Raw genomic sequence first — 6,580 nt, 5'->3', positions numbered from 1 at the left:
AATAAGAGACGAATATAAGTCTTAACGATTTCAATAAGAATGCAAATATAGTAATAAATGATTATAACTATTATAGGTATGTTAAGCATTATCTAATTACATAAGTTCGTTTGTAAAAAATTTAACGTTATAAAAACAGTTTCATATAAAAAAAATATAATATAAAAATATTATTAATTCATAATAATAAAATAAACGCATGAAATTTACCTGATTAGAAATAAAAAAATTAAAATTGTAAATTTTTAGAAAAATTACTGTTGAATTAACTTGACAAAAATGTTATTATTTTGTCAAATGTATGTTAAATTATAAATTTTTTACTATTATTTCTAGAGAGGATGATTTTATGCAAAAAAATGTAAAAAAAGCAAAAGCAACAGGCTCTATTCTAGCTATATTTGGAGTTGCAAGTGTTCTTTTTAGTTCGCATGCAGGTGGAGGATTTGCTACAGGAAATCAAGAAACTCAGTATTATGTGCAATATGGATGGATTGCACCACTCATGGCAATTTTAGCAATGATTATACTTACTGCTACTATGAGAGAAGTTATTATAATGTATAATAATAATAATTGTAAGAATTATAAGGATTTATTTTGTGAACTTTGGAGTCCATATCCAAAACTTGAAATAATATGGGAGATATATTATTATCTAATGGTTTTAATAGCTGTAAGCGCTGTTATAGCAGGTGCAGCAGCAGTTTTTCAGAGTATAGGAATTAATTATTTTATAGCCGTCTTTATTATCGGAATTGTACTTCTTATTTTTACTATATTTGGAGCTATGCTTGTATCTAAAGCAGCAACAGCAATGACCATAGCTATATTAGTATGTACTCTTACTATTTTTATAGTGGGTATAAAAGCTAAGGTACCAGAAATATCTGAAATATTCTCAAACAGAACAAGCTTCACACCTGGATACTTTAAGCCAATACTTAATACTTTTATTTATGCAGGATTCCAATCAGTTGTTATACCTACACTTGCAAGTTGTTCAAGACCACTTCTTAAAAATTCTAAAGAAGCTACTAAAGCAATGATAATTTCATTTGCTATGAATGCAGTTGCGTTGGGGCTTGCTGTAACTATGCTAATGGGATGGTATAGAGAATTTACTGCTGCTGGACAAACAACGCTTCCTACTCTTTATGTTGCAGGTCAATCTGGAAATAACACTATATACATAATTTATAATGTAGCACTATTCCTTTGTTTGATGTCTACAGGAGTAACTACAATATTTGGTCTTGTAAATAGATTTGAAGACCATAAAGCACTTTCTTTCCTTTCTTCAAAAATGAAAAGAAGAGTATTTACAGCATGTGCAATAATGGTAGTATCAATGCTTATATCTCTTACAGGGTTAAGTAACATAGTTAAGTATGGATATGGATATTGTGGTTATCTTGGTCTATTCACTATAGTTATACCTTTTCTAACATTGGGTCATTATAAGAATAAGAAATTTGCAAAAGAACATCCAGAGGCTAAATGGCCAGCAGATTTAGATGAGAATGTTGAGAATTTATAGTATAAATTAGTAGCTTAAGTATAAAAAGATGGTCTATAAAAGATTCATTAATGATGACTTAAGTGCAAAATTAATATAAGATTAATATCAGAAAAAATTTAAAATGATATTAACAATATTATTAAAATGAAACAATATAAAAATGTATGTGAATTTATCTAAGATAAGTACACATACGTTTTTATTTATTCAATTTTTATAAATTAAGGCGTAAAACCACTATACCTTTAGGTTAGTGGATGTAAGCCTATCCCTGACTTTGTATATATCTTTCAATAGTTTCTTTAGAAACATTTCCTATACTACAAGCAAAGTATCCATCTGACCAAAAAGTTTTTTCCTTCCAGAAATATTTGTTAAGATATAATTGGTTATTGTTAATTCTCCAAATCCTATAAGTTGAAATTTGCTTAAACCATCTTACTATCTCTAATATAGAAATTGTTGGTCTATATTTAACTAATAGATGCACATGATTTTTATCAACTTCCATTTCACTATGATTAAATCTTTTTCTTTTGCTATATTACTAAGAATATGTTTAATTTCATCACCAAATTTAATTAACAAGTTTTTTCTGTATTTACATACAAATATCAGATGTACCAATAACAAACACTTAGAATGATTTCTACTAACATAATCCACAACTCCAATTCAATCCCTTCTTAAATATATATGGTTTAATTAGTTTTACATTTGGCACTTTTTTGATTTCTTTTAAAGCTATATATTGCCCCTCATTTTGACTACCTTTAACTGTATAAACTTTTCCATCATATTTAATCAAGTCATTTGGCTGATACAATGATTTTTGCTTCCTTATTCTTCTTTGACCTTTAGATATTTTCTGACCTCTGAACACTCTAAGATTTTCAGAATTTAAATTCTTGTTTCTAGTTCTTCTTCCACAATTAAGTTCACTTGCAGAAACTTTCTCACCAGTTCTATTATCTATATATTTAGCATCATAGAATTTTTCAAGACTTCTATTGTTTAATCTTGATTGTTCAACTTTAAATACTTCTAAATTTCTAACTTGATTAACACCTTTAGCTATAGCAAAAGCATCATTAAAATGACTTTTTTCTATACCATGTTCAATTCTATGATTTTTAGTCAAATAACCATAAGTTGCTTTAATGTTAGTATATTTTTCTTTCAACTGTTCCAATAAGTACCATCTTATCATTGACATAAATGTAGCATCTTTAAAATCTTTAACCTTTTTACCATTTTCACACCAATCATACAGAAATTTACCCTTTTTATGATTAGGAGATGTATGACACTTATTACACAAAGTTATTAAATTACTAGGAGCATCAGAACCACTATCACTCTTGTACTTAATATGATGAATTTCTAATATCTGTTCTTTATTCTTATTCTTACAATTAGGATTTTGACATTTATGTCCATCTCTATGAAGTACATATTCCCTTACATTCCAAAAACCAATTTGTTCTCCCTGTTGATACTTTACTCCATATATATCAGGATTCTTGATTTTTTGTATATCAAAGTTGGCAACCTCTATTACTATATTTTTAATAGGCAGTATTGAATTAAGATAATCTATAAATTTAACATGAGTATCTAACTTATGTTGTAAACTTGGTGCTAACCATCCATTTTCTATTTTTCTATTGTTCCATCTAGGTTTTCTATATCTTAATCTTTGTCTTCTAATTCTTCTATATTGACTTTTTTCTAATAATCTATCTTTCATACCTTGAAGCAACTTTACTTCTCCAACTATCAATTCTTTACTATCTGTTATAGCTGAAAATCCTATATTTAAATATCCGCTATCTATCCCTAATGTTACAGATTGAATATATTCAGTATCCGTTTTATACAGTAATTGTATAGTAAATGGATTAACTCTTTTAACAGTAGCTTTCTTTTGTTTTAATAATTTTCTAGCTTTTGCATTATTAGTAGGCATTAACGGTTTTCCTTCAAAGCTAATTACATACACCATAATATTAATCCTTTCAGATAATTTAACCTCACCTTACGGTGGTAAGCTCTCTTCGCCAATGTTATGAAAGGTTTTAAATATACCACACTTCGCCTGCCATCAGTGATGTTTAATGATACACCGTAGAGTTTAGGACTAGAGAAGTATCCTAAAGTACCTATATATTCTTACATAACGTAGTTAAAACTTAGGCTATTCAACTAACTTGTAATCTCCTACAAGCCACTACCCTTTAGGGTAGTTGGCAGTTGACAATTTGATAGTTAGCCTATATATTATAATTTTACAATTCTTCTATTAATTTTAGATTCTATAGCTGTTTCAATTTCACTTAATATTCTCTCGTTTTTAGGGTCAATAAAAGCACAAGTATAACCCTGTTCTCCAGCTCTACCAGTTCTACCAATACGGTGAATATAGTCTTCAGGCGTTTCTGGTAAATCGTAATTATATATGTGACTTACTCCTGATATATCAAGACCTCGAGAAGCTACGTCTGTAGCTATTAAATATTGTATTTCTAAATTTCTAAATGATTTCATTATTCTTTCTCGCTTTGATTGGGCGATATCACTATGCAACTTTTGACAATTATATCCTCGTATAGCAAGAGCCTCTTCAAGGTTGTCAACTCTTCTTTTAGTTCTACAGAATATTATAGCCATAAAAGGATTGTCTTCGTTTAAAACACTGCATAAAGCATCTAATTTCTTTCTATCTGTAGTTTCTACTACTTCTTGTTTTATATTAGTAAGAGTAATTTCTTCTTTTTCAATAGAAACAACAACAGGATTTTTTGTATATCTATAAGCTAATTTTTTAACTTGAGAATCCATAGTTGCAGAAAAGCATAATGTCTGTTTTTTATTTGAAGTTTCTTTTAAAATAGCTTCAACCTCATTTTTAAATCCCATAAGCAACATTTGGTCTGCTTCATCTAAAACAAAAGTTTTTAATTTGCTAAGGTCAATTGTTTTTCTATTTAAGTGGTCTAGAAGTCTACCTGGTGTTGCTATAATCATATGAATATTTCCTTTTAGTTTTTTTATCTGAGAACCAATGTCTTTTCCACCATAAGCTGCTAGAATATTTATATCCTTAGATTCTTTAAGTTTTATAGCTTCTTCTGTTATTTGAATAGCAAGTTCTCTAGTTGGAGACAGTATAAGTACTTGTATATCATCTATATCCAATGATATATTCTCAAATATCGGAAGCAAGAAAGCAAGTGTTTTACCTGTCCCAGTCTGAGCTTCTGCTATGACATCTTTTCCTGATTTTATTAAAGGAATACTTTCTTTTTGTATAGGTGTAGGTGTTGTTATTCCTGATGTTTTTATAATATTTATAGTATCTTCGCTAATTCCTAAGCTCTTAAAATCCATTATTATCTTACCTTTCATGAAAAATTTTCTATTTTATTAATCAATTAATAATATCATATTTGTAAGTATTTTTAGTAATTTTTTCGATTATTATTTATATAGTTTAAAAATATAGTGTATAACTCTTAAAATATAGTGTAGATTAAATTAAATTTTAGCTAGAATTTTAGAGGTTTAATTTAAAAGGTTTTTTGAAAATAAATCTATTTATAAATTAAATTAAAATGCAAGAAAAACATAATAACTTTCATTTTTAAGAAGTTTTCACAAAAAGGAAAAAATATAGTGCAATAATTAATATAAAGTAATATAATAGATTACAAGATATGAAAAGCTAAAAAAATAAATTGCAAATGAAATTAAAATGAATAAAAAATAAAAAAATAATCAAAAGTTAGAGACATCACTGAAAAATAAGACCTAATATTATTAAAACTAAATGTATACTAAGGGGGGCATTAATATGTGCATTATATCAAAAGATAGAGCAAAGGAAATCAAAATAGTAGATACTACTTTAAGAGATGGGGAACAAACAGCTGGGGTTGTATTTGCGAATAGAGAAAAAATAATGATTGCTGAAATGTTAAGTGATTTAGGTGTCGACCAAATTGAAGTTGGTATACCTACTATGGGTGGAGACGAAAAAAATGTAATAAAGCACATATGCAATAGAAATTTAAAAGCAGATATAATGGCTTGGAATAGAGCAGTGATAAAAGATGTTGAAGAATCTATTTCTTGTGGTGTTGATGCAGTAGCCATATCAATATCAGTATCTGATATTCATATAGAAAATAAACTTAGAACTTCTAGAGGTTGGGTTTTAGAGAACATGGCTAAGACAGTTGAATTTGCAAAGAAAAATGGATTATATGTTTCAGTAAATGGAGAAGATGCTTCAAGAGCGGATATCGACTTCTTAACTGAGTTTATAAATGTTGGAAAGCAAGCAGGAGCAGATAGATTTAGATATTGTGATACTGTAGGAGTTATGAATCCTTTTTCTATAAAAAATGCAATAGAAACTCTTTATGAAAGAACTAATTTTGACATAGAAATGCATACACATAATGATTTTGGTATGGCAACAGCAAATGCACTTGCAGGATTAGCAGCAGGAGCAAACTATGTTGGAGTTACAGTTAATGGCTTAGGTGAGAGAGCTGGAAATGCAGCGTTAGAAGAAGTTTTAATGGCACTTAAATGCATCTATAAATGTGATTTAAATAACGTAGATACTAGAAAGTTTAGAGGGATATGTGAGTATGTGTCACAAGCATCAGGAAGAATACTTCCTACATGGAAACCAGTAGTTGGAGATAATATGTTTATACATGAATCAGGTATACATGCAGATGGAGCTTTAAAAGACCCACATAACTATGAACCATTTGACCCAAGTGAAGTAAATCTTGAAAGAAAGATAGTAATAGGAAAGCATTCAGGAAGAGCAGCAGTAATAAATAAATTGAGTGAATATGAAATGTATATTTCTCCAGAAAACGCTACCAAATTATTAAATGCCATAAGAGCTACATCTATAAGATTGAAAAGAAGTTTGATGGATAAAGAGATTCTTCAATTATATTGTGATATACTAGCACATGAAAAAGGTACAACAGAAGAAGAAGCAGTTAGAGGTTCATATATTTAAGATATAATTGT

General features: G+C 28.4%; 4 protein-coding genes and 1 pseudogene. 2 read left to right on the top strand and 3 right to left on the bottom strand.

Annotation, left to right across the window (positions count from 1 at the left end; genetic code table 11):
* Positions 1–349 precede the first annotated feature (349 nt).
* On the top strand, positions 350–1,540 hold the full coding sequence (locus KGF45_RS18550) for a hypothetical protein (protein ID WP_227843016.1): 1,191 nt from the start codon (positions 350–352) through the stop codon (positions 1,538–1,540).
* A 247-nt stretch (positions 1,541–1,787) separates the two neighbouring features.
* Here the strand turns inward: KGF45_RS18550 and tnpA are convergent.
* The 3 genes and pseudogenes from tnpA to KGF45_RS18535 form a co-directional block, all read right to left on the bottom strand.
* Positions 1,788–2,188: pseudogene (gene tnpA / locus KGF45_RS18545) on the bottom strand (IS200/IS605 family transposase).
* Positions 2,175–3,527 (bottom strand): RNA-guided endonuclease IscB, encoded by a 1,353-nt coding sequence (gene iscB, locus KGF45_RS18540; RefSeq protein ID WP_227843015.1) that lies wholly within the window; start codon positions 3,525–3,527, stop codon positions 2,175–2,177. Before iscB ends, tnpA begins: the two are co-directional and overlap by 14 nt.
* A 275-nt stretch (positions 3,528–3,802) precedes the next feature.
* Complete coding sequence (locus KGF45_RS18535; RefSeq protein WP_227830128.1) at positions 3,803–4,930, bottom strand: DEAD/DEAH box helicase; 1,128 nt, start codon at positions 4,928–4,930, stop codon at positions 3,803–3,805.
* Positions 4,931–5,375: 445 nt separating this feature from the next.
* On the opposite strand from KGF45_RS18535, the gene nifV reads away from it, so the two are divergent.
* The gene (gene nifV / locus KGF45_RS18530) at positions 5,376–6,569 is read left to right on the top strand and encodes a homocitrate synthase (RefSeq protein ID WP_227433357.1); all 1,194 of its coding nucleotides are present in this window, start codon (positions 5,376–5,378) and stop codon (positions 6,567–6,569) included.
* The last annotated feature ends 11 nt before the right edge of the window (positions 6,570–6,580 follow it).

Source organism: Clostridioides sp. ZZV14-6154, from assembly GCF_020657785.1.
Classification (GTDB): Bacteria; Bacillota; Clostridia; order Peptostreptococcales; family Peptostreptococcaceae; genus Clostridioides.
This window is presented reverse-complemented; position numbering and strand designations above follow the sequence as displayed.

Bases quoted from the DNA above. Each gene is read 5' to 3' on its own strand.
- KGF45_RS18550 (WP_227843016.1), top strand. From the start codon at position 350: ATGCAAAAAAATGTAAAAAAAGCAAAAGCAACAGGCTCTATTCTAGCT.
- iscB (WP_227843015.1), bottom strand. From the start codon at position 3,527: ATGGTGTATGTAATTAGCTTTGAAGGAAAACCGTTAATGCCTACTAAT.
- KGF45_RS18535 (WP_227830128.1), bottom strand. From the start codon at position 4,930: ATGAAAGGTAAGATAATAATGGATTTTAAGAGCTTAGGAATTAGCGAA.
- nifV (WP_227433357.1), top strand. From the start codon at position 5,376: ATGTGCATTATATCAAAAGATAGAGCAAAGGAAATCAAAATAGTAGAT.